The sequence below is a fragment of the Streptomyces sp. NPDC002623 genome (assembly GCF_053592635.1).
The window spans coordinates 1-21,738 of sequence record NZ_JBSFWB010000004.1 but is presented as its reverse complement, the minus strand read 5'-3'; the positions used below and the strand labels follow the sequence as shown (position 1 = coordinate 21,738).

24 protein-coding genes are annotated in these 21,738 nt (G+C 72.7%); 13 read left to right on the top strand and 11 right to left on the bottom strand.

Going from position 1 to position 21,738, the window contains the following annotated elements:
• The first annotated feature begins 71 nt into the window (after window positions 1-71).
• Window positions 72-1,466: a ricin-type beta-trefoil lectin domain protein gene (locus ACWD4O_RS08135; protein WP_451278583.1), complete on the top strand. Its 1,395-nt coding sequence runs from the start codon at window positions 72-74 to the stop codon at window positions 1,464-1,466.
• A gap of 24 nt (window positions 1,467-1,490) precedes the next feature.
• Here the strand turns inward: ACWD4O_RS08135 and ACWD4O_RS08130 are convergent, their stop codons facing one another.
• From ACWD4O_RS08130 to ACWD4O_RS08115, 4 genes are all read right to left on the bottom strand, one after another.
• Window positions 1,491-2,636: a protein-L-isoaspartate(D-aspartate) O-methyltransferase gene (locus ACWD4O_RS08130; RefSeq protein ID WP_451278581.1), complete on the bottom strand. Its 1,146-nt coding sequence runs from the start codon at window positions 2,634-2,636 to the stop codon at window positions 1,491-1,493.
• 13 nt (window positions 2,637-2,649) lie between these two features.
• Window positions 2,650-3,594, bottom strand: a complete 945-nt coding sequence (locus ACWD4O_RS08125) for a radical SAM protein (RefSeq protein WP_451278579.1) — start codon at window positions 3,592-3,594, stop codon at window positions 2,650-2,652.
• Window positions 3,595-3,708: 114 nt separating this feature from the next.
• Entirely contained in the window at window positions 3,709-4,032 is a 324-nt protein-coding gene (locus ACWD4O_RS08120) for a DUF6415 family natural product biosynthesis protein (RefSeq protein ID WP_451278577.1), read from the bottom strand.
• A 65-nt stretch (window positions 4,033-4,097) separates the two neighbouring features.
• Entirely contained in the window at window positions 4,098-4,304 is a 207-nt protein-coding gene (locus tag ACWD4O_RS08115) for a hypothetical protein (RefSeq protein WP_451278575.1), read from the bottom strand.
• Between the two features lie 196 nt (window positions 4,305-4,500).
• Here ACWD4O_RS08115 and ACWD4O_RS08110 point away from each other — a divergent pair, with 196 nt between their 5' ends.
• The 3 genes from ACWD4O_RS08110 to ACWD4O_RS08100 all read left to right on the top strand — a co-directional run bounded on the left by ACWD4O_RS08110 (window position 4,501) and on the right by ACWD4O_RS08100 (window position 6,704).
• Entirely contained in the window at window positions 4,501-5,250 is a 750-nt protein-coding gene (locus ACWD4O_RS08110; RefSeq protein WP_451278573.1) for a DUF5919 domain-containing protein, read from the top strand.
• A gap of 85 nt (window positions 5,251-5,335) precedes the next feature.
• On the top strand, window positions 5,336-5,824 hold the full coding sequence (locus ACWD4O_RS08105) for a hypothetical protein (protein WP_451278571.1): 489 nt from the start codon (window positions 5,336-5,338) through the stop codon (window positions 5,822-5,824).
• A gap of 220 nt (window positions 5,825-6,044) precedes the next feature.
• Window positions 6,045-6,704 (top strand): hypothetical protein, encoded by a 660-nt coding sequence (locus ACWD4O_RS08100; protein ID WP_451278569.1) that lies wholly within the window; start codon window positions 6,045-6,047, stop codon window positions 6,702-6,704.
• Window positions 6,705-6,720: 16 nt separating this feature from the next.
• On the opposite strand, the gene ACWD4O_RS08095 is transcribed toward ACWD4O_RS08100, so the two are convergent.
• The 3 genes from ACWD4O_RS08095 to ACWD4O_RS08085 all read right to left on the bottom strand — a co-directional run bounded on the left by ACWD4O_RS08095 (window position 6,721) and on the right by ACWD4O_RS08085 (window position 10,156).
• Entirely contained in the window at window positions 6,721-8,712 is a 1,992-nt protein-coding gene (locus tag ACWD4O_RS08095; RefSeq protein ID WP_451278567.1) for an AAA family ATPase, read from the bottom strand.
• Complete coding sequence (locus ACWD4O_RS08090) at window positions 8,709-9,383, bottom strand: DUF4255 domain-containing protein (RefSeq protein WP_451278565.1); 675 nt, start codon at window positions 9,381-9,383, stop codon at window positions 8,709-8,711. The genes ACWD4O_RS08095 and ACWD4O_RS08090 overlap by 4 nt, the downstream gene beginning before the upstream one ends.
• Window positions 9,384-9,547: 164 nt before the next feature.
• Window positions 9,548-10,156 carry a helix-turn-helix transcriptional regulator gene (locus ACWD4O_RS08085; RefSeq protein ID WP_450946605.1) on the bottom strand — a complete coding sequence of 203 codons (609 nt, stop codon included), beginning with the start codon at window positions 10,154-10,156 and terminating at the stop codon, window positions 9,548-9,550.
• Window positions 10,157-10,591: 435 nt separating this feature from the next.
• Between ACWD4O_RS08085 and ACWD4O_RS08080 the strand changes: the two genes are divergently transcribed.
• Complete coding sequence (locus tag ACWD4O_RS08080) at window positions 10,592-13,453, top strand: AAA family ATPase (protein WP_451278563.1); 2,862 nt, start codon at window positions 10,592-10,594, stop codon at window positions 13,451-13,453.
• A gap of 71 nt (window positions 13,454-13,524) precedes the next feature.
• Here the strand turns inward: ACWD4O_RS08080 and ACWD4O_RS08075 are convergent, their stop codons facing one another.
• The gene (locus ACWD4O_RS08075; RefSeq protein WP_451278561.1) at window positions 13,525-13,911 is read right to left on the bottom strand and encodes a VOC family protein; all 387 of its coding nucleotides are present in this window, start codon (window positions 13,909-13,911) and stop codon (window positions 13,525-13,527) included.
• Window positions 13,912-14,050: 139 nt separating this feature from the next.
• Between ACWD4O_RS08075 and ACWD4O_RS08070 the strand changes: the two genes are divergently transcribed.
• From ACWD4O_RS08070 to ACWD4O_RS08040, 7 genes are all read left to right on the top strand, one after another.
• On the top strand, window positions 14,051-15,250 hold the full coding sequence (locus ACWD4O_RS08070) for a sensor histidine kinase (RefSeq protein WP_451278559.1): 1,200 nt from the start codon (window positions 14,051-14,053) through the stop codon (window positions 15,248-15,250).
• A 67-nt stretch (window positions 15,251-15,317) separates the two neighbouring features.
• The gene (locus ACWD4O_RS08065) at window positions 15,318-15,671 is read left to right on the top strand and encodes a hypothetical protein (RefSeq protein WP_451278557.1); all 354 of its coding nucleotides are present in this window, start codon (window positions 15,318-15,320) and stop codon (window positions 15,669-15,671) included.
• A 9-nt stretch (window positions 15,672-15,680) separates the two neighbouring features.
• Window positions 15,681-16,163 (top strand): hypothetical protein, encoded by a 483-nt coding sequence (locus ACWD4O_RS08060; protein ID WP_451278555.1) that lies wholly within the window; start codon window positions 15,681-15,683, stop codon window positions 16,161-16,163.
• 52 nt (window positions 16,164-16,215) lie between these two features.
• Complete coding sequence (locus tag ACWD4O_RS08055; protein ID WP_451278553.1) at window positions 16,216-17,091, top strand: response regulator transcription factor; 876 nt, start codon at window positions 16,216-16,218, stop codon at window positions 17,089-17,091.
• Between the two features lie 9 nt (window positions 17,092-17,100).
• Window positions 17,101-17,556, top strand: coding sequence for a VOC family protein (locus tag ACWD4O_RS08050; RefSeq protein WP_451278551.1), 456 nt, complete (start codon window positions 17,101-17,103; stop codon window positions 17,554-17,556).
• Between the two features lie 44 nt (window positions 17,557-17,600).
• Entirely contained in the window at window positions 17,601-18,455 is an 855-nt protein-coding gene (locus ACWD4O_RS08045; RefSeq protein WP_451278549.1) for an SDR family oxidoreductase, read from the top strand.
• Window positions 18,456-18,619: 164 nt separating this feature from the next.
• Window positions 18,620-18,832: a DUF4287 domain-containing protein gene (locus ACWD4O_RS08040; RefSeq protein ID WP_450946374.1), complete on the top strand. Its 213-nt coding sequence runs from the start codon at window positions 18,620-18,622 to the stop codon at window positions 18,830-18,832.
• A 244-nt stretch (window positions 18,833-19,076) separates the two neighbouring features.
• On the opposite strand, the gene ACWD4O_RS08035 is transcribed toward ACWD4O_RS08040, so the two are convergent.
• Entirely contained in the window at window positions 19,077-20,591 is a 1,515-nt protein-coding gene (locus tag ACWD4O_RS08035; protein WP_451278547.1) for a DEAD/DEAH box helicase, read from the bottom strand.
• Window positions 20,592-20,715: 124 nt separating this feature from the next.
• Entirely contained in the window at window positions 20,716-20,919 is a 204-nt protein-coding gene (locus ACWD4O_RS08030) for a cold-shock protein (RefSeq protein ID WP_031482971.1), read from the bottom strand.
• 243 nt (window positions 20,920-21,162) lie between these two features.
• Between ACWD4O_RS08030 and ACWD4O_RS08025 the strand changes: the two genes are divergently transcribed.
• Window positions 21,163-21,537: a DUF952 domain-containing protein gene (locus tag ACWD4O_RS08025; protein WP_451279331.1), complete on the top strand. Its 375-nt coding sequence runs from the start codon at window positions 21,163-21,165 to the stop codon at window positions 21,535-21,537.
• Between the two features lie 112 nt (window positions 21,538-21,649).
• Here the strand turns inward: ACWD4O_RS08025 and ACWD4O_RS08020 are convergent.
• The coding region (locus ACWD4O_RS08020) for a TerB family tellurite resistance protein (RefSeq protein ID WP_451279329.1) at window positions 21,650-21,738 on the bottom strand (89 nt) is incomplete at its 5' end.

Sequence of the window (21,738 nt, the reverse complement as noted above, 5' to 3'; positions counted from 1 at the left end):
GTCCCTTTCGGGCAGCGGTCGTGCCCCACGGCCTGCTGACGGCCTCGCGGCCCGCGTCGTAACGTCGCCAGGTGACTCTGTGGACTTCTCTGGAACCGGCCGCGGCGACCGTGGACCCCGGCAGCAGCACGACCGTACGGCTGCGGGTGCGCAACACCGGTGACGTCGTCGACGAGTACCGCTTCGAGCCGGTGGGGAGTGTGGCGCCCTGGACGACGGTGGAGCCGCCGACGCTCCGCCTCTACCCGGGCACGACGGGGACGGTCGAGCTGACGTTCGCGCCGCCGCGCACTCCGGACGCGACGGCCGGCCCGAACCCCTTTGCGGTGCGCATCACGCCGACGGAGCATCCGGAGGCGGTGACGGTTCCCGAGGGGAATCTGACGATCACGCCGTTCACCGAGGTGCGGGCCGAGTTGGTGCCGCCGACGGTGAAGGGGCGGTTCCGGGGCCGCCCGCGCCTCGCCATCGACAACCTCGGCAACACGCGCGTGACGGCGTCCGTCGCGGGCGCCGACATGGGCGACCACCTGGGCTACGAGTTCAGCCCCGGCAGCGTGCAGATCGAGCCGGGGCGGGCGGTGTTCGTCGACACGACCCTGCGCCCGCGCCAGATCATCTGGTTCGGCTCGAAGGAGCAGCGCCCGTACGCGCTGAACGTGCAGCGCTCGGGCGCGATCCCGCTCTCGGTGGACGGCACGTTCGTCCAGCGCGGCTTCCTGCCCCGCTGGCTGGCGACGGCGCTCAGCCTGATGCTCGCCGTCGCGATCGCGTTCGTGATGATCTGGCTGACGTACAAGCCGTCGGTGCGGTCCCTGGCCCAGCCGAAGGCCGAGTCGGCCGGCGCGACGGCGTTGCCCAGCCCCTCCGTCTCCGCGCCGTCCGCGCCGAGGGTGGACGCCTCCGCCGACCCGCTGCCCGTGCAGACGTCCTCCGCGCCGGCCCAGGACAATGGCACCGGCGGTTCCGCCTCCGGCGGCGGCTCGGGGTCGGGCAGTGGCGGCGGCAGCGGCAGCGGGAGCGGGGGCAGCACCGGGGGCGGTACGAGCACCACGAAGCCGCCGGTCGCGGTGCCCGGCGCCATCATCATCGGCACCGGCTCGAAGCGCTGCATCGACGTCACCAACGCCCAGAACGGCAAGGGCAAGGACGGCACCCCGCTCCAGCTGTGGGACTGCGCCGGGTCGGCGAACCAGAAGTGGGTCTTCAAGAGCGACGGCACGGTGCGCTCGCTCGGCCTGTGCATGGACGTCGCCTGGGGCTCGCGGGACGACGGCGCGGTCATCCAGCTCGCCAACTGCAGCGGCAACCCCGCCCAGCAGTGGGTGCTGAGCCAGGCCGGCGACCTGGTCAACCCCCAGGCCGACAAGTGCATCGACGCCAAGGACAACGGCACCGCCAACGGCACGAAGCTCCAGCTGTGGACCTGCTCGGGCACCCCGAACCAGAAGTGGACGGCGAAGTAGCCGACTTCCAGCCCGTGGGGACGGTCATCCCAGGGTGGCCGTCCACCCACCACGGGCGAGTGCGGTCACGCCGTCCGCAGTGACCGTGACCCTCGCTCCGTAGGTGTTGAGGTAGCCGTCGGCCAGCCACCAGCGGCGGATGCGGTCCAGTTCGTCCCACAGGCGCAGGGGGCCGCCCTGGTGGACTTCGGCGGGCTCGCCGCCGGTGCCCGTGGCGCGGGCCCAGGATCCGTCGGGGTGGGCCATCCATGCCGTCCGGCGCCCGTCGGTATCCTCGTACCAGTGCTCGACGCGTGGGTGGTGCACGGCGAAGGTGCTCCACAGCTCCCAGCCGTTGCGGACGTCCACGACGGGGAACGGGCTGACGGTGACGGTCTCCCCTTCTCGGCCTTGGATGCTCGCGAGCATCTCCTCGCGCTGCAGGGGGTAGTCGGCGGCGTGCCGGGCGGCCATGAACGCGGCGCGATCCCACTCGACCCGGCCCACCGCTCCGCCGTCGTCGGACTTGTCGGCGGTGATGAGCAGTCCCGTACCGGCGAGCGTCGTCACCAGCCGTCCGCCGGGGTTCAGCGCGCGCAGCCACGACGCGGGAACGGAAGCGACCGCGACAGTGGACACGATCCGGTCGAAGCGCCCGGGTAGTTCTCCCGTGATGTCGCAGACGGCTAGAGCGGGGTGCAGGCCGATGGCGTCCAGCCGCTGCCCGGCGCTCTGCACCAGGTACGGATCGACGTCGACGCTGGTCACGTACTCGTCGCCGAGCCGGGTGCACGCCAGGGCGGTGCCGTAGCCGGAACCGGTGACGACCAGCGTGCGCGAGTCGTCCCGGAGGAAGGCGTGGCGGTACATCGTGACGACGAGCGTGGGGAGGGTGGACGACGAGGTGGGGCGACCCTGTGCGATGTGTTCGGCAGGCTCATCGGTCACTTCGTCGGCGTGGAGCGCGCTGACCCTCGTGACCAGGGTGGTGTCGGTGTAGGCCGTCTTCAGCCAGCTGTCGGGGTCGGCGGCGCCCTCCCGCAGGACCCATCCGCCGCCGCCGTCGTCCGCGTGCCCCCACCAGCGAGGCACGAAGAGATGCCGGGGCGTGCCGGCGAGGGCCGCGTGCCAACGGGACTCGGGCCGGAGGGCGTCATCCGCCAGCCGACGGGCGTGTGTCTGCCAGTCCATGGCATCCACCCTCTCAGTGCTTGGGTGCGCAGGCCGGGGTTTCGGCTGGGGCGCAGTCGGAGCCGTCCTTGTCGGGGTTGCAGGCAGTGTCCGTGCGGTTGACGGACGGGATGTCACCCGGCGACGGCATGCACGAGTCCTCGTCGGGGGTACAGCCCGCCCGCCCGCGCCGCCGAGGAATCGCCGAGAGCAGCGCCGCCCATGCGTCGCCGCCGAGGATCTGGGCGAGGGGAGCGCGGCGCACGTTGCCGGCCGGATGCAGGAAACGGGAGAGCACACAGGGCCAGACCTCGCCGTCCGGACCGATGGCCGCGCGGGAGTCACCGCAGGCACCGCACAGCTCGGTCACCGAGGGCGGCACCTGGGCGGCGTTACCCACACCGCGTACCCGGTCGACGTGTGTACGGGTGGCACCGAGCGCCTCCATCTCGACACGGGCCTGTTCCGTGCGCTGGCCGTCGCGCAGGTGGATGACGCCCACCTTGATCGGGACACCGCGCCGGATGGCCTCGGCGATGTTCGCACGCGTCCTGGCGTGGCTGCCGGTGCGGTTGGTGACGGCGTCGTGTTCGTCGGGGTCGTCCGAGTAGTACGAGGTGCCCAGGGATACGCGGGGGTGGGCGAACAGCTCCCACCAGGGCTCGCGGACCCGGTACAGATTGCTGAACACCTGCACACGCAGCCCCTCGGCCAGGGCGTGCCGTACGAGATCGGCGAACTCGGGGTGCCGGGTCGGCTCACCGCCGATGAACTGCACCTGCTTCACGCCGATACCGGTGGCATCGGAGATGACGCGCCGCCAGTCGTCCCCGGTCATGCCGCCGTGACCGGCACCGGGACCGGCCTCGGCGTAGCAGTGGGCCGGACACGTGAGCTGGCATTCCCGGGTGATCTCAAGTTCGAGGAAGGTAATGCCGGCGGGCGTGAGGCGAGTGGGTGATTCCAGCAGTGTGGTCATGGGGGGGGAGGCTCCTTGTGTCGATGGGGGAGGGAGGCGGCTGTCCTGGCTGGTTGCGACCCTGACCCTGCGGTCGCCGTGGGGCCCCTCACGCCGGGGCGTGGCGTACTTCCGTCAGGGGTGGGTGTGGGGCAGGGTGTCGGTCAGGGCGTCGTGGTGGCCGCGCAGCGCCACGACCGACCGTGCGAGCTGCTGGACGCGTTCCACCTCACCGCTCAGCCCCGGCCGCTCGGCGACACCGAGCCGACGGCGGGCCTCGTCGACTCCGGCCAGCGCGACCAGTGCCTGGAGATCGTCCTCGGCTCTCGTCCCGGCCAGTTGCTCGATCTGCGGGATCAACTGCTCCAGGAAGGTCCGGAAGTCGTCGTCGAAGAGCCGCACGATCTGATGGCGGGGAAGCGTCGTCCGGCTCAGGAACCAGGAGGCTGCGGCGCACATGGCGGGGCGGGGGGAACCGGCTGGGGACGGAGCGTTCGACATGTCGCTCTCGCGACTCGGGGCGTTCACCGGTCCGCCGCCGGAAGGCACTTCGGGCAGCCGCACGGCGGGAACCTGGTGTCCTGCACGGCGGGCAGCGGCCTGGCCTCATGGGGCACGGCGCGGGTACCACGGTCGTCGGTGACCTGTCCGTGGCGGTCCACGGTGTAGATCCGGATCGTCATGCCGCCGCCCTGTGGGCGGTCCGGGGGGCGGGTTGTACGGTTCGACATGTCGACGCTCCTGAGAGGCGTTGGCCACGCCCCGGGGCCGTTCGCGCGGTCGCCGGGGTCTGTTGTGCCTTCATCGTGATGGCCCGGCTGGGGCGAATCAGGCGCGAAAAGCAGACAGTTGGGACTTCCGGGCGCTAGCGTTGAAAACGCCCAAACGTCGTCTGGGGGAGACTTGAACAGAGCCTTACGATCGGCTATGGATTCCGCCGGACTGTCTCCCCGACAGCTTGCGCTTCGCGTTGGTGTCTCAGGGAAGACGGTCGAACGCTGGGTCAACGACGACGAGTTGATCCCGCACGCCAGGAACAGGGAAGATGCGTCGCGCGCGCTGGGAGTTGAAGCCGACATGCTGTGGCCGAAGGCCGTCCGGGACCGGCTCAAGACCGGTGGCGACCGGGAGATCGTGCAGACCTACCCCTACCGGTCTGCGTGTCCCTCGACCGTCTGGTCCGAGCTCATCTCCGAGGCATCCGCGGATCTGCTCTTCGCCGGGTACACGAACTACTTTCTGTGGACTCAGGTGCCCGCCTTCCCCTCCGTGCTGCGACGAAAGGCGCGGAGCGGGTGCAAGGTCCGGTTCTTGCTGGGCGACCCGGCTGGGGAAGTGACGCGCCAGCGCGAACGGATCGAAGACGTCGCCCTCACTGTGAGCACCCGCATCAGGATGAGCCTGGAAGAACTCGTCAGGCTGCGCGACGTCGAAGGCATCGAGGCCCGCTACAGCGCCCCCGAGGACGCGATGAACCACGTGAGCCTCTCTGTGTTCCGCATGGACGACCAGGCCCTCGTCACTCCGCATCTGGCTCGGCTCGTCGGCCACGACTCGCCGCTGATGCATGTCCGCCGACGTGCAGAGAGCGGCATGTTCGACCGCTTCGCCGAACATGCCGAGGAGTTGTGGGGGCGCGGTGTCCCGATCGTCGACACCACGAAGGGAACCGGCTGATCAAGCGGAAGTCAGCCATGCGGCGAGTTGTTCGGCACGTGGCGACGCGCAGGACGCCTGTCGGCCCACCGCAGCGAGGAGTGACGTGATCGCCATAGCCGTGACCGGGCATCTAGACCTGACCGAGGCCAGTGTGCCGCTGGTGCGCGAGGCGTTGCGTGCGGCGCTTCGGCCGTATGCGGGCGGCGGGCTGACGGGTGTCTCCTGCATCGCTCAGGGCGCCGACTCGCTCTTCGCGGAGGTCGTCCTGGAGCTCGGGGGCCGTCTTGTCGCCGTCGTCCCCTCCCAGGACTACCGGCGGGAGCAGGTCGGGCCCGACCACGCCGTCGTCTTCGACCGGCTGGTCGGGGTCGCCGACGAGGTAGTCGTGCTGGCGCATCCGCGGGCGGACCGGGCGGCGTACGAGGACGCCAACCGCGTGCTTTTGCAGCGCGCGCACAGGCTCTTCGCCGTCTGGGACGGGGAGCCTCCGAGCGGCAGGGGCGGAGGCACGGCGGACGCGGTTCTGGAGGCGCGGGCGGCGGGGCTGCCCGTTGACGTCGTCTGGCCGACGGGGGCCGCGCGGCGGGCCTGACCTGTCACGTCACGTCGCTTGCGGTTTCCGGAAGGTGACGAAAAGGGGCGCTGTTCGGGCGTTGCCGGGTGACCGTGCAGCGTGAGCGGGTATCAAGGGGGCAGCGATTCGCCCCGTGGGCGCGGGTGATCGCCAGGGGGTGGGAATGAGGACTCGTCGCTGGTTTCGTCTGCCGTTGCGCCGCTTATCGTTGCCCGGGCGTTCCGCCGGGCGGTGGGTGGTGGTTGTGCTGGGGGTGGCCGTGCTCGTGGTGGCGCTCTCCGGTGCCGCCGATCCGTATCGGCAGATCCGGGAGTTCCGTGGGGTCGTGGCGTGCGAGCGGGACGCCGGTGACTGCTTCGACGGCGAGGCGGGTTCCGTCGTCGGGCGGCGCACCTACACCACGACCACGACGCACACCGACGCGAACGGTGGGACGTACACGGACACGACCACGCACTACGAGGTCACCTGGCAGCGGGCCGACGGTTCCCGGGAGGCCCGTAACGTGTCGTCGGGTTTCCATGACAAGGCCGAGAAGGGCAAGCCGGTCACACTGCGACTCTGGCACGGGGAAGTCGTCGGCGTGGAGGTGGCGGGTGGCTCGCAGTGGTTCCTGCCGAAGTCCGGCGGCACGCTCAACACCCGGCTGTACGTGGCTCATTTCGGCCTGGGACTGCTGCTGTGGGGGCTGCTGCTCGGGTGGTGGGACGGCTTCTTCATGCTCGTCTTCCGCACGTTCGCCTGGATGTTCATGAGCTTCATGCCGGTGCGCATGGCGACGCACGCGCTGGCCTACGGCCTGGACACCGGGTTCGGGCTTGTCGTCGAAGTCGTGATGGGCCTCGTCTTCACGGGGGTCGCCGGCTTCCTGCTGATCGGCTCGCTCGGCGACCGGTGACCCGTACGCGCGGGCATCACCAGTTGGCCTCGCCCGGGACCAGGCGGCCCGCCTTGCGGTACTCGCGGCGGGCGCCCTCCAGGAGGTCGCCGTCGGCCACCGGCTCGTCGCGGCCGGCGGCGAGGTAGGCGGCGGTGACGACCGCGCTGCGGATCGAGCCGCCGGCGAGTTCGAAGTCCTTGGCCAGCGGCTCGAGGTCGATGTCGGCGGCGCACGGGACGTGGGCCAGGCCGTGCCGCCACAGCGCGAGCCGTTGGCCGGGGTCGGGGAACGGGAAGTCGACGACCAGGTCCAGGCGCCGGGTGAACGCCTCGTCGATGTTGGCGCGCAGGTTGGTGGTGAGCAGCGCGATGCCGTCGAAGGACTCCAGGCGCTGGAGCAGGTAGGCGCTCTCCATGTTGGCGTACTTGTCGTGCGCGTCCTTGACCTCGGACCGTTTGCCGAAGACGGCGTCGGCCTCGTCGAAGAGCAGCACGGCGTCGGTGCGGTCGGCCTCGGTGAAGATCCGCTCCAGGTTCTTCTCGGTCTCGCCGACGTACTTGTCGACGACCGAGGAGAGCTGGACGACGTAGAGGTCCAGGCCGAGTTCGGCGGCCACGACCTCGGCGGAGAGCGTCTTGCCGGTGCCGGACTCGCCTGCGAACAGGCCGAGCACTCCTCTGCCGCGGCCGCCGCCCGCGCTCAGCCGCCAGTCGCCCAGGACGCGGTCGCGGTGCCGGGCCCGCAGGGCGAGTTCGTGCAGCTGGGTCAGCGGGCGGTCGGGCAGGACCAGGTCCGTCCAGCCGACGTCGGGACGGATCCGCCGTGCGTGCCGTTCCAGGCCGGACGCCGACTGCTGGCGGGCGGCCAGGCGGACGTGGTCGGCGGTGAGCGGCCCGCCCTCGAAGGCGGCCAGCGCGGTGGCGGCGTGCGCGGCCCGCGCGATCCGCTCGCCGCCGAGGCGGTAGGGGGCGACGGTGGTGGCGAGGTCGAATCCCGGTTCCGCCGCGCCGAGCGCCACCGCCCAGGCCGCCGTCCCGCCCGTCCTGCGGCGCGGTGCGTCCAGGACCAGCGGGTCGTGGGTGGACCAGTGCGGGTCGTAGGGGCGCGGGTCGGTGAGGAGGACGGTGACGTCCGGGGCGTCGGTCAGCGCGCCGATCAGCCGGCCGGGTTTGTCCGGCAGACCGGACAGGACCACCGCCCGGCGGGCCAGGCGTGCCTCGCGCAGCAGGTCGGGGACGCGGTCGTCGGGGCCGGTGAAGCGCAGGGCGTCGAGGCCGGCGGCGCCGAGCGCCGAGGCGATCGCGGCCAGGCCGTCGCCCTCGCGGTGCTCGCGCAGATAGACGGTAAGCGGGCCGCCGTCCCGCAGCCGGTGCGCCAGCCGGTCGACGAAGTCGTCGTCGGCGGCGGGCAGGGGCGGGGGGAGTTCATGGAGGAGGCCGTGCAGGGCCGCGTCCGGGGTGTCGTCGCCGAGGAGATGGGCGAGCAGCCGGTCCGGGACGCGCAACAGGCGGGACAGGAAGGGCCGTTCGGGCTCCTCCAGCTCCAGCAGGCCGTATGCGTGCAGGGGCGCCGAGGCATGGAAGCGGGCCCGGGCCGCGGCCAGGTGCGCGGGCGCCCCGCACAGGTCGAGGGCCAGCCCCACCGTGGCCCGCCGTCGGCTCACGTCGTCGTTGAGATAGCCGTACAGCGGCTCGAAGGAGCGGTCGAGATCGGGCGCGAGGGCGATGAGGAGGATCGCGGCGTCGAACTCGGTGAGGCGGAGCCGGGCGCACAGGGCGGTGAGGGCGTCGGGCGGGTCGAGCGCGGGGGCGAGGCCGTCCGCGGGGGGCTGTGGCGCGCCGGTCAGCAGATGGCGTACCGCGTCCTCGGAGAGGTACAGGCCGCGCAGCGGGTCGGCGGCCGTGGGGTCGGTGGCGGCGCGCCGGTCGACGAGGGCGGCGACCCGCTCGCGCAGCGCGGCGAGGCGGGTGAGCAGCCCGGTCGACCCGGCGACGATCGCAGGTTGCCCGGTGTACGTGTCGGTCACGGCTTGCCCGGCGGGCGGGTCGCGGCCTCGCGGGCGGCGCGGGCCGCGGCCACCTGGTGCGGGCGGTGGGCGCGCTCGCCCGTCTCCGGCGGGTCGCCGTCGATACCGCGCAGCCGGACCGCCGCGCCCTCCGTGACCGGCGGCCCGGCGTCGTACTCGGGGTACGCCGGGAAGGGCGCCGTCACCACCATGTCCAGGGAGGGCTTGAGCTCGCCGCCCAGGGCGGACCAGATCTCGGCGAGGGAACGGGACTCGGTCTGGATGCCGGCCACGGTCACCGGCACCGCGAGGCCCAGCGCGCCCAGGGAGCCGGGGAGTTCGTCGGCCGCGAGCATCTCGCGCGGCAGCAGCGTCGCCAGCACGGCGGACAGCAGCCGGTGTTCGTCCTGCGGGGTCCGCGTCCAGGCGGTCACCAGGTACGACAGCCGGAACCAGCGCGGGGGTTGACGGCGCTTCACGACGACGTCACGTTCGTCGCGCACCGCCATCTGGCCGCGCTGCCGACGGGACACGTCCTCGCGGATGTCGTACAAGTAGGTGTTGATCACAGGGGCGTTGCGGCGGGCGGCCCAGTCGCGGGTGGGGGCCTCGAAGGAGACCTCGATGCCGGAGCCGGCCAGTGCGCCGCCTTCGAGCAGGCTTTTGAGGACCTCGTCCACCTCGTGGATCACCGTCGTGCTCCTCAATTGCCTTGCATTTGCCTGACGATCACGTTGTCGGCGACAGCGGTCGCCCTCTCAGCCTGCCCGTCACGGGCCGGTTTGCGCACGCACCGCGGGACCTGTGGACGGGCAGCGTGTTCTGCCCGCGTGTCCTCCTTCGATTGCCCGTTCGGTCAGATGTAGCCTTCCCGGAGGGCATATGCCACCGCGTGCGCCCGGTTGCGCAGATGCAACCGCGTCGTGAGTCCGTGCATGACGTTCTTGACGGTTCGTTCGGAGTAGGACAGCTTGCTGGCGATCTCTCCGGTGTCCAGGCCCTCGGCCACCAGCCGCAGCACGTCCACCTCCCTCGGTGTCAGACCCAGGGAGGGGGCGCCGGGCCTGCCCGCCGCACCGCGATGCAGTGTGCCCACCTGGCTGATCAGCCGGCCGAGCAGGTCGGCGGGCAGGTCGCCGTCGCCACGGTGGGCGGCGAGCACCGCCTGCACCAGCCGGTGCGCGGTCGCCTCGCGACGCCAGACGATGGCCCCGACCCCGCACTCGATGACGTCCAGCAGTTCGGTCTCGCGGATCGTGCCCACGACGAGGACCGCCTGCGCCCCCTCGCTGCGCACGATCCGCCGCAGCCGGGTCAGCGCCGCTTCGTCGAGGGTGTCCTCGATCAGCAGCGCCACCGTGCCGGCGGCGGCCGAGAGCTCCTCGCGGACCTCGATCTCCGGACGCCCGCGCAACTGGCTGACCGCGCCCTCGCGGGAGATCGGGTCCGGCGCCTGGACGGCCACGGGAACCCGTCGCCGGGCGGCGAGAGAAGTGCCCGCGGCAGAGCTGCCCGCCGCGGCCGCGCCGACTGCGGTGACGCCTGCCGTGCCTGCGGCGGCGGTCTCTGGTGTCCGAGGTGTGCTGAGCAACCGTTTCCCCCATGTTCACGGGCCCGCCGCTCGGCGGGAAGCCGTGACGGGTGGGTACGGTCCACCCTTCTGTGACTCCTGGGGCTCGCGCAATCGTGGAGCACCACGAGGCGGACCACGAGAGCAAGCCCTCCGGCACCACAGTTCGCCAACATCTTTGCAAGTCAGAGGCGCAATGATCGGTGTGCGCCGCGCTTTCGTGAGCCTCGCCACAACGGCCGCGCGGACCTGTGCTCAACAGCACCGCCTCCACCTGCACATACCCGACCAGATGTCCGACGTACCCGACCGCGAAAGCAGGAGACTGGGATGACCGGACCGTTGCGGGAACGCGAGGACGCAAGCGCACTGCTCGCCGCGGAGGCCGAGCGGGCCCTGGCCGGAGCCGGCCGGCTCGTCCTGCTGCGCGGGGCCACGGGCACCGGCCGCTCCGCCGTCCTGGAGGCCGCCGCCGCCCACGCGACCCACCTCGGCCTGCGCGTCCTGCGCGCCCGCTGCTCCCCCGAGGACACCGCGCTGCCGTTCTCCGCCGTCCTCCATCTCCTCGGCCCCGTGCCGGAGTTCGCCGACTTCTCCCCCGGCGGCGAGGACCGCGGCAGCGCGGCACGGCTGTGGCGGCTGCTGCGTTCGTACGCGGACGAGGCGCCGCTCATGGTCGCCGTGGACGACGTCCACCTCGCCGACGAGGCCTCGCGCCGCTGGTTCATGGAGGCGGCCCGCCGTATCGACCGATTACCGGTACTGCTGGTGGCCACCGAGCGCAGTCAGTACGACATCGCCCCGCGCCCCGCCGGTCTCACCCACGCCCTCACCCCGTCCCTGCTCCGCACCCACACCCTCGCCCCCCTCACCGACGACGCCTCGGCCGAACTGGTCCGGGCCGCCCTCCCGAAGGCCTCCGACCGGGCCGCCGCGGACTGCGTGCGCGCAAGCGCCGGCAGCCCGCTGCTTCTGCACGCCCTCCTCGACGACCTCGACGGCGCCCCACGGCCGACGGTCGTCCCGAGGACGTGCGCCGCGCTGTACCCGGGTTCCTACCCGGCGGCCGTGTCCTGGTGGCTGGACAGCGCGGGAGCGGCGACCGCGGAGGTGGCCCGGACGCTCGCCGCCCTGGAAACCCCCCTCGAAGTCCCGCCGGCCCCTGACACCACGCACATCACGGACGGTTCCGACACCACAGATACTGCAGACGCCCCTGACAGCCCCGGCACCCCTGACAGCCCCGGCACCTCCGACAGCCCCGGCGCCCCCGCCACCGTCGACGGCCTCGCCGCCCTCGTCGCCGAGGCCTCCGGCGCCGACCCCGCCCGGGTCTCCGGCTGGTTCACCGCGATGACACGGCTCGGAGTGCTGCGCCCCGACCCCGCCGGCCGCCCCCGCTACGCCCACCCGCTCCTGCGCGACGCCGTGCTCGGCGGCTGGTCCACCGCCCGCCGCCAGGACGCGCACCGGGCGGTGGCCCAGGCGATGCTGCGCCGGGGCGACCATGTCGACGCGGTGGCCCGGCAGTTGCTGGGCAGCGCGCCCGCCGGCCTGCCCTGGGCGCTGCGCGTGCTGCGCGACGCCGGCACCGTCGCCGTCCGGGACGGCCGCCAGGGCGACGCCGTCCGCTATCTGCGCCGGGCCCTCCAGGAACCGCTGCCCGACGACCTGCGCCAGCGTCTCCTCACCGAGCTCGGCTCCCTGGAGTACGCCTCCACCGACGCCCCGGCGGGCATCCCGCGGCTCGCCGAGGCGTTCGACCTGCCGGCCCAGCCCCGCGACCAGGTCCGTACCGCCATCGCGCTGGGCACCGCGCTCGCCGGCCGCGGCGAGGTCCGGACGGCGGTGGAGGCGCTGCGCGGCCTGGAGACCCGGCTGTCCGGCCACCCCGACCTGGCCCGCACCCTGCAGACCGCGTCCGCGCTCCTCTCCGACCAGGACCAGGCCGTCCGCCGGGAGGCCTACCGCTGGCTCACCGACGCCGCCGAACGCACCCCGGAGCTGGTGGGCGCGTCCGGCCGGGCGCTCCTGGTCCGCTACGCGGCGACCGCGGGGGACATCGCGGCCCGGGAGGCGATGCGCCGGATGCGCACCCTGCTGACCGAGCCCGCCGACTCCCTCGCCGAGCCGTTCCTGCTGGGCACGGCCGCGGCGGTGGCCCAGTGGGCCGACGAACTCGACGAGGCGGAACGGCTGGTGGAGCGCGGCCTGGCCGGCCAGCATCCGGCGCTCCTGCACCCGATGGAACAGGCCCTGATGGACACCGACTGGGACATCGCGGCGGCGCGGGGCGCCTACGGGACCCTGCTCGCCGCGCACCCCGGGGCCCGGGCGCGGCACACCGGCTGCGGCCCCGCCAACGTCGACGCGCACGCCCTGCTCGCCCTGGTCGAGACGGGCCGCACAGCGGAGGCCCGACGCCTCGCCGACAGCTTCGACCTGCGCGACGCTTCCGACTCCTGGGAACTCAACCGCTTCCTCTACGCACGGGGCGTGCTGCGCTCCACCGAGGGGGACGTCGCCGGCGCCCTCCACGACTTCCTGGAGTGCGGCCGCCGGCAGTCCGCGCGCGCCGTCCTCAGCCCGGTCGTCACCCCGTGGCGGACGGCGGCCGCGGAGTGCCGGCTGGAGCTGGGCAACCCGCAGGAGGCGCTGGCCCTGGCGACGGAGGAACTCCGGCTGGCCCAGGTGTGGGACACCCCGCGCACGAAGGGACGGGCGCTGCGCGTCCTGGGCCGGGCGACCCGCGGGCGACGGGGGCTGGAGCTGGGCGAGGAGGCGGTGGCCGTCCTGCGGGACTCCCCGGCCGAGGCGGAACTGGTGGCCTCGCTCCTCGCACACGGCCGCCAGTTGATCGACGCCGGCGAACGCAGCCGGGGCCGCGAGCATCTGCGCGAGGGCGCCGAACGCGCCGAACGGCTGGGCAGCGTCCGCCTGTTGACCCACGCCGAGCAGGTCCTGCGCACGGCCGGGGCCCGCCGCACCACCCCCGCCCACACCGGCTCCGGGTCCCTCACCGGCAGCGAACGCCGGATAGCGGAACTCGCGGCGGCGGGCCGTACCAACACGGAGATAGCGGAACTCCTGCATGTGGCCCGCCGCACCGTGGAAACCCACCTGACCAGCACCTACCGCAAGCTGGGGATCCGGCGGCGGGCGGAGCTGCGGGGGGCGCTGGGGGAGGACTGAACCGGGACGCCCCGACCCGGACGACCCGGACGACCGACCGGCCCGACCGGCGCGCAGGGGCGGGGGCGTGGTCAGCTGCTCTGCAGGATCTGGATCAGGTTGCCGCAGGTGTCGTCCAGCACCGCGATGGTGACCGGGCCCGTCTCCAGCGGCTCCTGGGTGAACCGCACGCCGAGTCCGCGCAGCCGGGCGAACTCCGCGGGCACATCGGCCACGGCGAAGGCGGCGAGCGGGATGCCGTCCTTGGCGAGCCCCTCCTTGTAGGCCTTCACCACCGGATGGCGGGAGGGCTCCAGCAGCAGTTCGGTGCCGTCGGGGTCCTCCGGCGAGACCACGGTCAGCCACCGGTCCTCGCCCAGCGGGACGTCGTGCTTCTTCACGAAGCCGAGCACGTCGGTGTAGAAGCGCAGGGCCGCTTCCTGGTCGTCGACGAAGACGCTGGTCCGGTGGATCCTCATGGCTGCTCTCCTCGGTGCTTCGGACCGTGGTCGGTCACCGGCCGTGCGGCATGAACGGGAACATATCAGTCGAAGCCGCCGCGCTTCCTCGACCATTCGGCCGATACCGTCGGCCGTGCCTGCGCCTACCGTGAGCTGCATGAGATCCGGCTGGCTACGAGGTTGCGCACGGGGCGCCGTCGTCGGTGCGCTGCTCGCCGCGTCCGTGCTCGACCTCGTGGTCGCGCAGGACACGGGCTACGGGCTGTGGCGTCCGGCGGTCGTCCTCGGCGCCGGGCTCGCCGCCGTGCTGTGGCCGGCCGCGCGGCGACCGGCATGGCTCACCCCGCAGCTGCGCACCGCCGTGCCCGGACTGCTCTCCGTCCTGAACACGGCCACCGCGGTCGTGCTGGACCGCGACGCGTCCTTGGGTCCGGGCGAGGTCGCGGTCCTGCTCTGCCTCCTCTTCATCGCCGTACGGCACTGTCCGCCCCGATGGCTCCTGGTGTGCGCGGTGCTGGACGCGGGCGCGCTGCTCGCCGCTCCGGCCCGGTACTACCGGCCGCCGTGGTCGGGGGACGGGGAGGGGCTGGCCTACATCGTCGTCGGGCTGGTGCTCGTCCTGCTCGTCGCCGGGCTCGCCGCGTACCTGCGGTCGCTGGACTACCGCCGGACCGTCGCCGTCGACGAGACGCGGCGCGCGGAGCGCCTCGCGATCGCCGCCGACCTGCACGACTTCGTCGCCCACCATGTCACCGGGATCCTCGTGCAGACGCAGATGGCCCGCATGATGGCCGGTGCGCGGCGGGAGGGCCCCGACGGCCTCGGCCAGGACCTGGACCCGGTTCTCGCCGGCATCGAGCGCGCCGCCACCGAGGCCCTCGCCTCCATGCGGCGCACGGTCGGCGTGCTGCGGGACACGGCGGAGGGGGAGCGGCGGCCGGTCGGCGACCTGGCCGGCATCGCGGAGCTCACCGACCGCTTCGGCAGCCCGGTCCAGCGCGTCACCCTCCACCGCGACCCCGCCCTGCCCGGCGACCTCCCGCACGAGGTGCAGGCCGCCGCCTTCCGCGTCGTCCAGGAGGCCCTGACCAATGTGCGGCGGCACGCCGCCGACGCCGCCACGGTCACCGTCCGCCTCCGCCGCGAGGGCGACCGCCTCGACGTCACCGTCGTCGACGACGGCCGCGGCGGCACCCAGCTGCCCGCCGAGGCGCACGGCGGCGGCTTCGGCCTGGTCGGCCTGCGGGAGCGGGTCACGGCCCTGGGCGGCGAACTGCACACCGGGCCGGTGCCGGCCGGCCACGGCTGGCAGGTCCGCGCGCTGTTCCCGGCGGAGCGCGGGCGGCGACAGGTGTGACAGGCCTGTGACCGGAGGTATGGCTTCCATCACAGCCGGATGATCACCCTGCTGGTGCAGTGGCCGGATGAGCACCGCACTCGGCGCCCTGCGCGGCTGCCTGCCGTCGTTCCTGGGGCACTTCCTGATCGGGTTCCCGACGGCCGCCGCCCTGCTCTGCGCGCGCTGGTACATCGACCACGGGCACTGCGGGTACGACGACATCGACGTCCGTGACCTGGACAACTGCACCTACAACCAGATCGAGGACAGCGGCATGGTCCTGATCATGCTCGTCTTCTTCGGCGTGCTCGTCGCCCTGCTGCTCCTCCTCTTCGACGTCCTGGGCCCCCTGCGCACGGGCCGCTCGCTCCGGCCGCGGCTGCTGACCCTCCCGCTGATCCTGCTGCCGTACGCCCTCTACGCCGCGAACGGCGGGTGAGGCGGGGCGATGGACGTGTTCGCGTTGTTCGGCACGATGGCCCTGACGATCGTCCTCGCGCCGTTCGCCGTCGTCCTGGACCTGTGGGCGCGGGCCCACGGGCTGTCCCCGGGCCGGCGCTGGACGATCCTCGGCTCGGTGATCGCGCTGGCCGGATACGGCGCGGCGACCGTCTACGGCCTCGCGTTCCTGCACCCCCTGGACGTCTGCGCCTCCGCGACCGGCCACGGCGTGTACATGGACACGATGCGCGACTACCGCCTCGAGCGCGTCTCCGTGGACGCGTTCCCGCCCCGGGTGACCTGCGTCTGGGGCCGCGTGATGCCGGACGGTGACCCGCAGGAACTCATCGCCTCGGCGTGGGGGCGGTTGCTGATGTACGCGGGGCTCGCGCTCGCGGCGACCGGCGTCTGCCGGGACCTCCTCGGCCGGGGCGACGACGGAACGCCGCCCGCGCCGCCCTCGCCGCCCACGCGCAGGAACCTTGCTTAACTTAGGCAAGTAGCTGCTACCGTGGGGGCAGTCCCGCACGAAGGGTGCCGTCATGTCTGTGTCCCTGCCCGTGTCCCTGCCTGTGTCCTCGCTGCTGCCCCGGCCCGTGTCCCCGCCCCGCGGGGACGGGCAGCAGGTCCTGGTCGTCGCCGCCGACCCCGCGGACAGCGAACTGGTCAGCACCGCCCTGGAGTTGGCCGGCTACCGGGTCGGCACGGCGGACAGCGGCGCCGAGGGCATGGTCCGGCTCGACAGACAGCGGTTCGACCTCCTGGTGTGGGACGCCGCCCTGCGCGAGAACGTGTACCCGGCCCGGCGCCGCCGCGTCGCCCCCGCCGACCGTCCGCCGCTGCTCTTCCTCGCCACCTGCGACGCGCTCCCCCGGCTCGTGCCCGAACTCGCCGCCGAGCAGGAGGACTACGTCACCAAGCCGCTCCGGATCGCCGAACTGCTCGCCCGGGTCGCCGTGCTGCTGCGCGGCCGACGGCGCGGGCGGCACGCGGACCGGCCGCGACACGGCGACGAGGGGGGCGTGATGGGCGCGATGGGTGTGATGGACGTGGGCGACGAGGTGGTCGGCCCGGTCGGTCGCATCGGTCCGGTCGGTCCGGTCGGCCCGGTCGGTCCCGTCGACCTGGTCGGTCCCGTCGACCTGGTCATGGACGACGCCGCCTGTCAGGCCCGGCGCGGGCCCCGGCCCCTCGCACTCACCCCGGCCGAGTACCGGCTGCTGCGCCATCTGCTGGCCAACGCGGAGTGCGTGCTGTCGAAGGAACAGATCAGCCGGCACGTCTGGGGCGAGTCCCGCGCGGGCGAGGCCATCGAGAAGCTCGTCTCGCGCCTCCGCCACAAGGTGGACCGGGAGGGCCCCGCACTCATCCACACCCGCCGCGGCTTCGGCTACTGGCTGGGCCGCGCCGACTTATGAGGAGACGCCATGCTGAAGCCCGAGGACCAGTTCCACGTGGGCATCGTCGCCGAGGACCTCAGGGCGACGACGGACCGGCTCTCACAGTCGTTCGGCCTGGAGTGGCACGACGAGATGGGCGGCCCCGTCGAGGTGGAGCTGCCCACCGGCGTCGCCGTCCTCGACTTCCGCTGCGCGTACTCGAAGTCGACGCCCAGGATCGAGGTCGTACGGCCCCTTCCCGGCACCCTCTGGGAGCCGACGCCCGGCTCCGGGATCCACCACATCGGCTACTGGTCCGACGACGTGGCCGCCGACACGGCCGACCTCGAATGCAACGGCTATGTGGTCGAGGCCACCCGCAGGGGCCCCGACGGCACACCGTTCTTCGCCTTCCTGCGCGCCGGCGAGGTGACCGGCTTCCGGGTCGAGCTGGTCAGCAGCGCGGTCCGGCCGACCCTGGAGCGGCTCTGGTCCACGCAGTGAGCCCGCATTTCCCCACCTGTATGAACCGAGACAAGGAGCACCACATGACGACTGCAAGCCCCGCAGGCCGTGGCGCGCGCACCGTCGGCGTCGTCACCGGCGCCGGGCGCGGGATGGGGGAGGCCTGCGCGCGGCGGATGGCCGACATGGTGGACGTGCTGCTGCTCGTCGACCTGGACGAGGACAGCGTGACGGAGGTCGCCGACGACCTCAACGCCTCGACCGCCCGGGCCGTCGCCCAGCCCTTCGTCCTCGACGTCACCGACCGCGACGGGCTGGGACGGCTCGCCGACCGGGTCGAGGAGCTCGGCGCGCTCCGCGCGGTCGCCCACGCCGCCGGCATCTCGCCGACCATGGCCGACTGGCGGCGCATCTTCGAGGTCGACCTGATCGGGACCGCGCTCCTCGCCGAGGCGTTGCGCCCGCTGGCCACCGCCGGGACGGCGCACGTGTACTTCTCGTCGATGGCCCCGCTGCTCGCCGGCGTCGACCCCGACCCGGACGTCGTCGAACTGCTCGAGGACCCGTTGCGGGCGGGGTTCCTCGACCGGATCCGGGAGGCGATCGGCCCGGCCCTAGAGGAGTCCACGCTCGCCTACCCGTGGGCCAAGCACGGTGTGGCCCGCTTCGCCCGCCGGGAGGCGGTACGGCTGGGGCCGGTCGGCGGCCGGGTGTGCTCGCTCGCCCCGGGCGTCATCGACACCCCGCAGGGCCGTCAGGAGGCGGCCGAGCACGATTCGATGCGCAAGCTGGTCGAGGCGACCCCGCTCGGCCGCACCGGTCGTCCCGAGGAGGTGGCCGCGGTCGCCGCCTTCATCCTGTCGGACGATGCGAGCTTCCTGAACGGCATCGACGTCCTCGTCGACGGAGGGGTGTGCGCGGCGGTCACCGGACGGTGACGCGGATCACGTCTGCGACCGATCAGTTCCCTCCCCTCGGCCGGTCAGAAAGCCGAAGGAAGTCAGAGGAAGTCAAAGGAAGCCGACGAAAGGCCGACGGAAGCCATCGGAAACCGAAGGCGGCCGAAGGCGGCCGACGGCCGAGACCAAAGGGGACAACCGAGATGACCGCACCCGTGAAGGGCCCCGCCAGTTACTTCCCGTCGATCGAGAAGAAGTACGGCCGCCCGATCGACGAGTGGAAGACGCTGATCCGCGCCTCGCCGCTGACCCGGCACATGGAGCTCGTCTCCTGGCTGAAGACCGAGCACGGCCTGGGCCACGGCCACGCCAACGCCCTGGTGGCCCACACGCTGGCGGAGACCGCCGGCGCGTGAGCCTTGGCCCTAGGGCCTGTCCGGCCGATCATGCCGCAGACGCGGGGTGTGGCACGCACATCTGCGGCGTTGTCGTCGGTTGCCGACGCTCCGCGTCGACGCCCTCCTCCGCCTTGCAGCTGCACGCTCCCCCACTCTCGACTGCGCTCGAGCGGGGGGACCCCCATCACCCCGCTCACCGGCGCTGATTCGGCACCGGCGATTTCCTGCGACTTGATCGGCCGGACAGGCCCCAGGGCCTGTCCTAGCGGCCGCCGGTCGTGCCGTTGCCCTTGGCGGGGGTCCGGCGACGGCCCTGCCCGGAGCCGGCGCCGGAGGCGGCAGCGGCGGGACGGCCGCGCCGGGCGCGCGGGGCGGAGCCGTTGCGCTCGCCGCCGCGCCCTGAGCCGCCGCGTGCGGGACGGCTCTCGGCGGGGGCCGGCGGGGCCAGGACCACGGGCACTCCCGACGGGGCCTGCGCACCGGTGATACGGCTCAGCTCGGCGCCGCCCGAGCGGACCCGGGTGGTCTGCGGGGTGATGCCGGCGTCCGCCATCAGACGCGTCATCTCCCGGCGCTGGTTCGGCAGGACGAGGGTGACGACCGTGCCGGACTCGCCGGCGCGCGCCGTGCGGCCGCCCCGGTGCAGATAGTCCTTGTGGTCGGCGGGCGGGTCGACGTTGACGACGAGGTCGAGGTTGTCGACGTGGATGCCGCGGGCCGCGACGTTGGTCGCCACCAGCACCGTGACATGGCCGTCCTTGAACTGGGCCAGGGTGCGGGTGCGCTGGTTCTGGGACTTGCCGCCGTGCAGGGACGCGGCGCGCACCCCGACGGCCAGCAGCTTCTTGGCCAGCCGGTCCGCCGCGTGCTTGGTGTCCAGGAACATGATGACGCGGCCGTCGCGGGCGGCGATCTCCGTGGTCGTGGCCTGCTTGTCCTCGTCCTCCACATGCAGCACGTGGTGCTCCATCGTGGTGACCGCGCCCGCGGACGGGTCGACCGAGTGGACGACGGGGTCGTGCAGGTAGTTGCGCACCAGCCGGTCGACGTTACGGTCCAGGGTCGCCGAGAACAGCATGCGCTGGCCGTCGGGACGCACCTGGTCGAGCAGCTGCGTCACCTGCGGCATGAAGCCCATGTCGGCCATCTGGTCGGCCTCGTCGAGGACGGTGATCTCGACCCGGTCCAGTCGGCAGTCGCCGCGGTCGATGAGGTCCTTCAGCCGGCCGGGCGTGGCCACGACGACCTCGGCGCCGCCGCGCAGGGCGCTCGCCTGGCGGCCGATCGACAGTCCGCCGACGACGGTGGCGATCCGCAGCCGCAGCGCGCGGGCGTAAGGGGAGAGGGCGTCGTTGACCTGCTGGGCCAGTTCCCGGGTGGGGACGAGGACCAGGGCCAGCGGCTGCCGGGGTTCGGCGCGCTGTCCCGCCGTACGGGCCAGCATGGCGAGGCCGAAGGCGAGGGTCTTGCCGGAGCCGGTGCGGCCACGGCCCAGGACGTCCCGGCCGGCCAGCGAGTTCGGCAGCGTCGCGGCCTGGATGGGGAAGGGGGTGGTGACGCCTTCGGCGCCGAGGGCGGCCAGCAGCGGCTTGGGCATGTCGAGTTCGGTGAACGCCTCGACGGCCGGCAGCCCAGGGGTGAGGGTGACGGGCAGCGCGAATTCACCGCCGGACGCGGCGGGACGACTCCCGCGTCCGCTCCGCCCTGGCTTGGCCGAACGGGCGGGGGCGCCCTGGCGCCTGTCCGAACGGGAGCGGACGGAGCTGTTGCGGTTCATTCGGAACCTTCCTCGAAAGGGCAAAAAGCCATGAGCCGGGGCCCGTACTCAGGAGTACGGGCCCCGGCCACGGGATCCGCGTGAAAAGCGCGCGGATCTCAGCGTCTCGTGGACGTCAGGCGGTTCAGGCGGGAACGATGTTCTCGGCCTGCGGGCCCTTCTGGCCCTGCGTGACGTCGAAGGTCACCTTCTGGCCTTCCTGAAGCTCGCGGAAGCCCTGGGTGGCGATGTTGGAGTAGTGGGCGAAGACGTCCGGGCCGCCACCCTCCTGCTCGATGAAGCCGAAGCCCTTTTCCGCGTTGAACCACTTCACGGTGCCAGATGCCATATTGAATCTCCCTTGGGGCAGTGCCCGGTGTCCGCACCTTGCGGACCCGGCGTCGCAGGATCAGAAAGCCCCGGAAACAAAAAGAGTGCTCGTCGACGGATGGTCGAAGAGCACTCACAAGCCTCTGGTAACCGAAACTGCCACTTTTATCACGGTAGCACAGGAACGCAGGAGGGGCCCGTGGAGCAGGGAGGCAACCCTGCGGGCACCCTCACGGCCGACCGACCTGATGATGATCCGATGATGATTTATCACGTCGTAACGCTCGCGGAATGGGACGCGGCGCATGCCGCCGGCCCCGACCGGCCCTATGCGCCGGCCTCTCTCGCTCAGGAGGGGTTCGTCCACTGTTCACCTGACGAGGAGACCACCCTCGCCGTCGTCGACGCGTTCTACCGGAGCACGTCCCGGCCGCTGCTGGCGCTGGTCCTCGACGAGGAGCGGCTCACCGCGAGGTGCGAGTGGGAGGCCGCCGACCCCGCCCCGCCGCCCGGGGTCGCCGAGGGCACGCTGTTCCCGCACGTCTTCGGACCGCTCGACCGCGCCGCCGTGGCCCGTGTCCTGGAGGTCCGCTGGGACGCGGAGGGCCGCGCCGTCGGCCTGACGGACCGTCGCTGAGCTGAGCAGAAGGGCGCATCGAGGCACCGCACATGCGGCGCGCCTCGATGCGCCCTTCTGACTTGCCAGACGTCCGACTTGGCAGAGGCGACCTGCCGTAAGGCCGGACTCGTCAGAGGTCGAACTCGTGCGGGGGCAGGTCGAGGGTGAAGCAGGCTTCCCGGACCACGGCCTGCTCGGTCTTGTCGAAGTCGCCGTCCG

Coding starts and splice junctions, on each gene's coding strand:
- ACWD4O_RS08050 (WP_451278551.1), top strand. CDS start 17,101: ATGCTGAAGCCCGAGGACCAGTTCCACGTGGGCATCGTCGCCGAGGAC.
- ACWD4O_RS08030 (WP_031482971.1), bottom strand. CDS start 20,919: ATGGCATCTGGCACCGTGAAGTGGTTCAACGCGGAAAAGGGCTTCGGC.
- ACWD4O_RS08075 (WP_451278561.1), bottom strand. CDS start 13,911: ATGAGGATCCACCGGACCAGCGTCTTCGTCGACGACCAGGAAGCGGCC.
- ACWD4O_RS08115 (WP_451278575.1), bottom strand. CDS start 4,304: ATGTCGAACCGTACAACCCGCCCCCCGGACCGCCCACAGGGCGGCGGC.
- ACWD4O_RS08035 (WP_451278547.1), bottom strand. CDS start 20,591: ATGAACCGCAACAGCTCCGTCCGCTCCCGTTCGGACAGGCGCCAGGGC.
- ACWD4O_RS08025 (WP_451279331.1), top strand. CDS start 21,163: ATGATTTATCACGTCGTAACGCTCGCGGAATGGGACGCGGCGCATGCC.
- ACWD4O_RS08040 (WP_450946374.1), top strand. CDS start 18,620: ATGACCGCACCCGTGAAGGGCCCCGCCAGTTACTTCCCGTCGATCGAG.
- ACWD4O_RS08070 (WP_451278559.1), top strand. CDS start 14,051: ATGAGATCCGGCTGGCTACGAGGTTGCGCACGGGGCGCCGTCGTCGGT.
- ACWD4O_RS08055 (WP_451278553.1), top strand. CDS start 16,216: ATGTCTGTGTCCCTGCCCGTGTCCCTGCCTGTGTCCTCGCTGCTGCCC.
- ACWD4O_RS08130 (WP_451278581.1), bottom strand. CDS start 2,636: ATGGACTGGCAGACACACGCCCGTCGGCTGGCGGATGACGCCCTCCGG.
- ACWD4O_RS08110 (WP_451278573.1), top strand. CDS start 4,501: ATGGATTCCGCCGGACTGTCTCCCCGACAGCTTGCGCTTCGCGTTGGT.
- ACWD4O_RS08125 (WP_451278579.1), bottom strand. CDS start 3,594: ATGACCACACTGCTGGAATCACCCACTCGCCTCACGCCCGCCGGCATT.
- ACWD4O_RS08045 (WP_451278549.1), top strand. CDS start 17,601: ATGACGACTGCAAGCCCCGCAGGCCGTGGCGCGCGCACCGTCGGCGTC.
- ACWD4O_RS08065 (WP_451278557.1), top strand. CDS start 15,318: ATGAGCACCGCACTCGGCGCCCTGCGCGGCTGCCTGCCGTCGTTCCTG.
- ACWD4O_RS08080 (WP_451278563.1), top strand. CDS start 10,592: ATGACCGGACCGTTGCGGGAACGCGAGGACGCAAGCGCACTGCTCGCC.
- ACWD4O_RS08060 (WP_451278555.1), top strand. CDS start 15,681: ATGGACGTGTTCGCGTTGTTCGGCACGATGGCCCTGACGATCGTCCTC.
- ACWD4O_RS08120 (WP_451278577.1), bottom strand. CDS start 4,032: ATGTGCGCCGCAGCCTCCTGGTTCCTGAGCCGGACGACGCTTCCCCGC.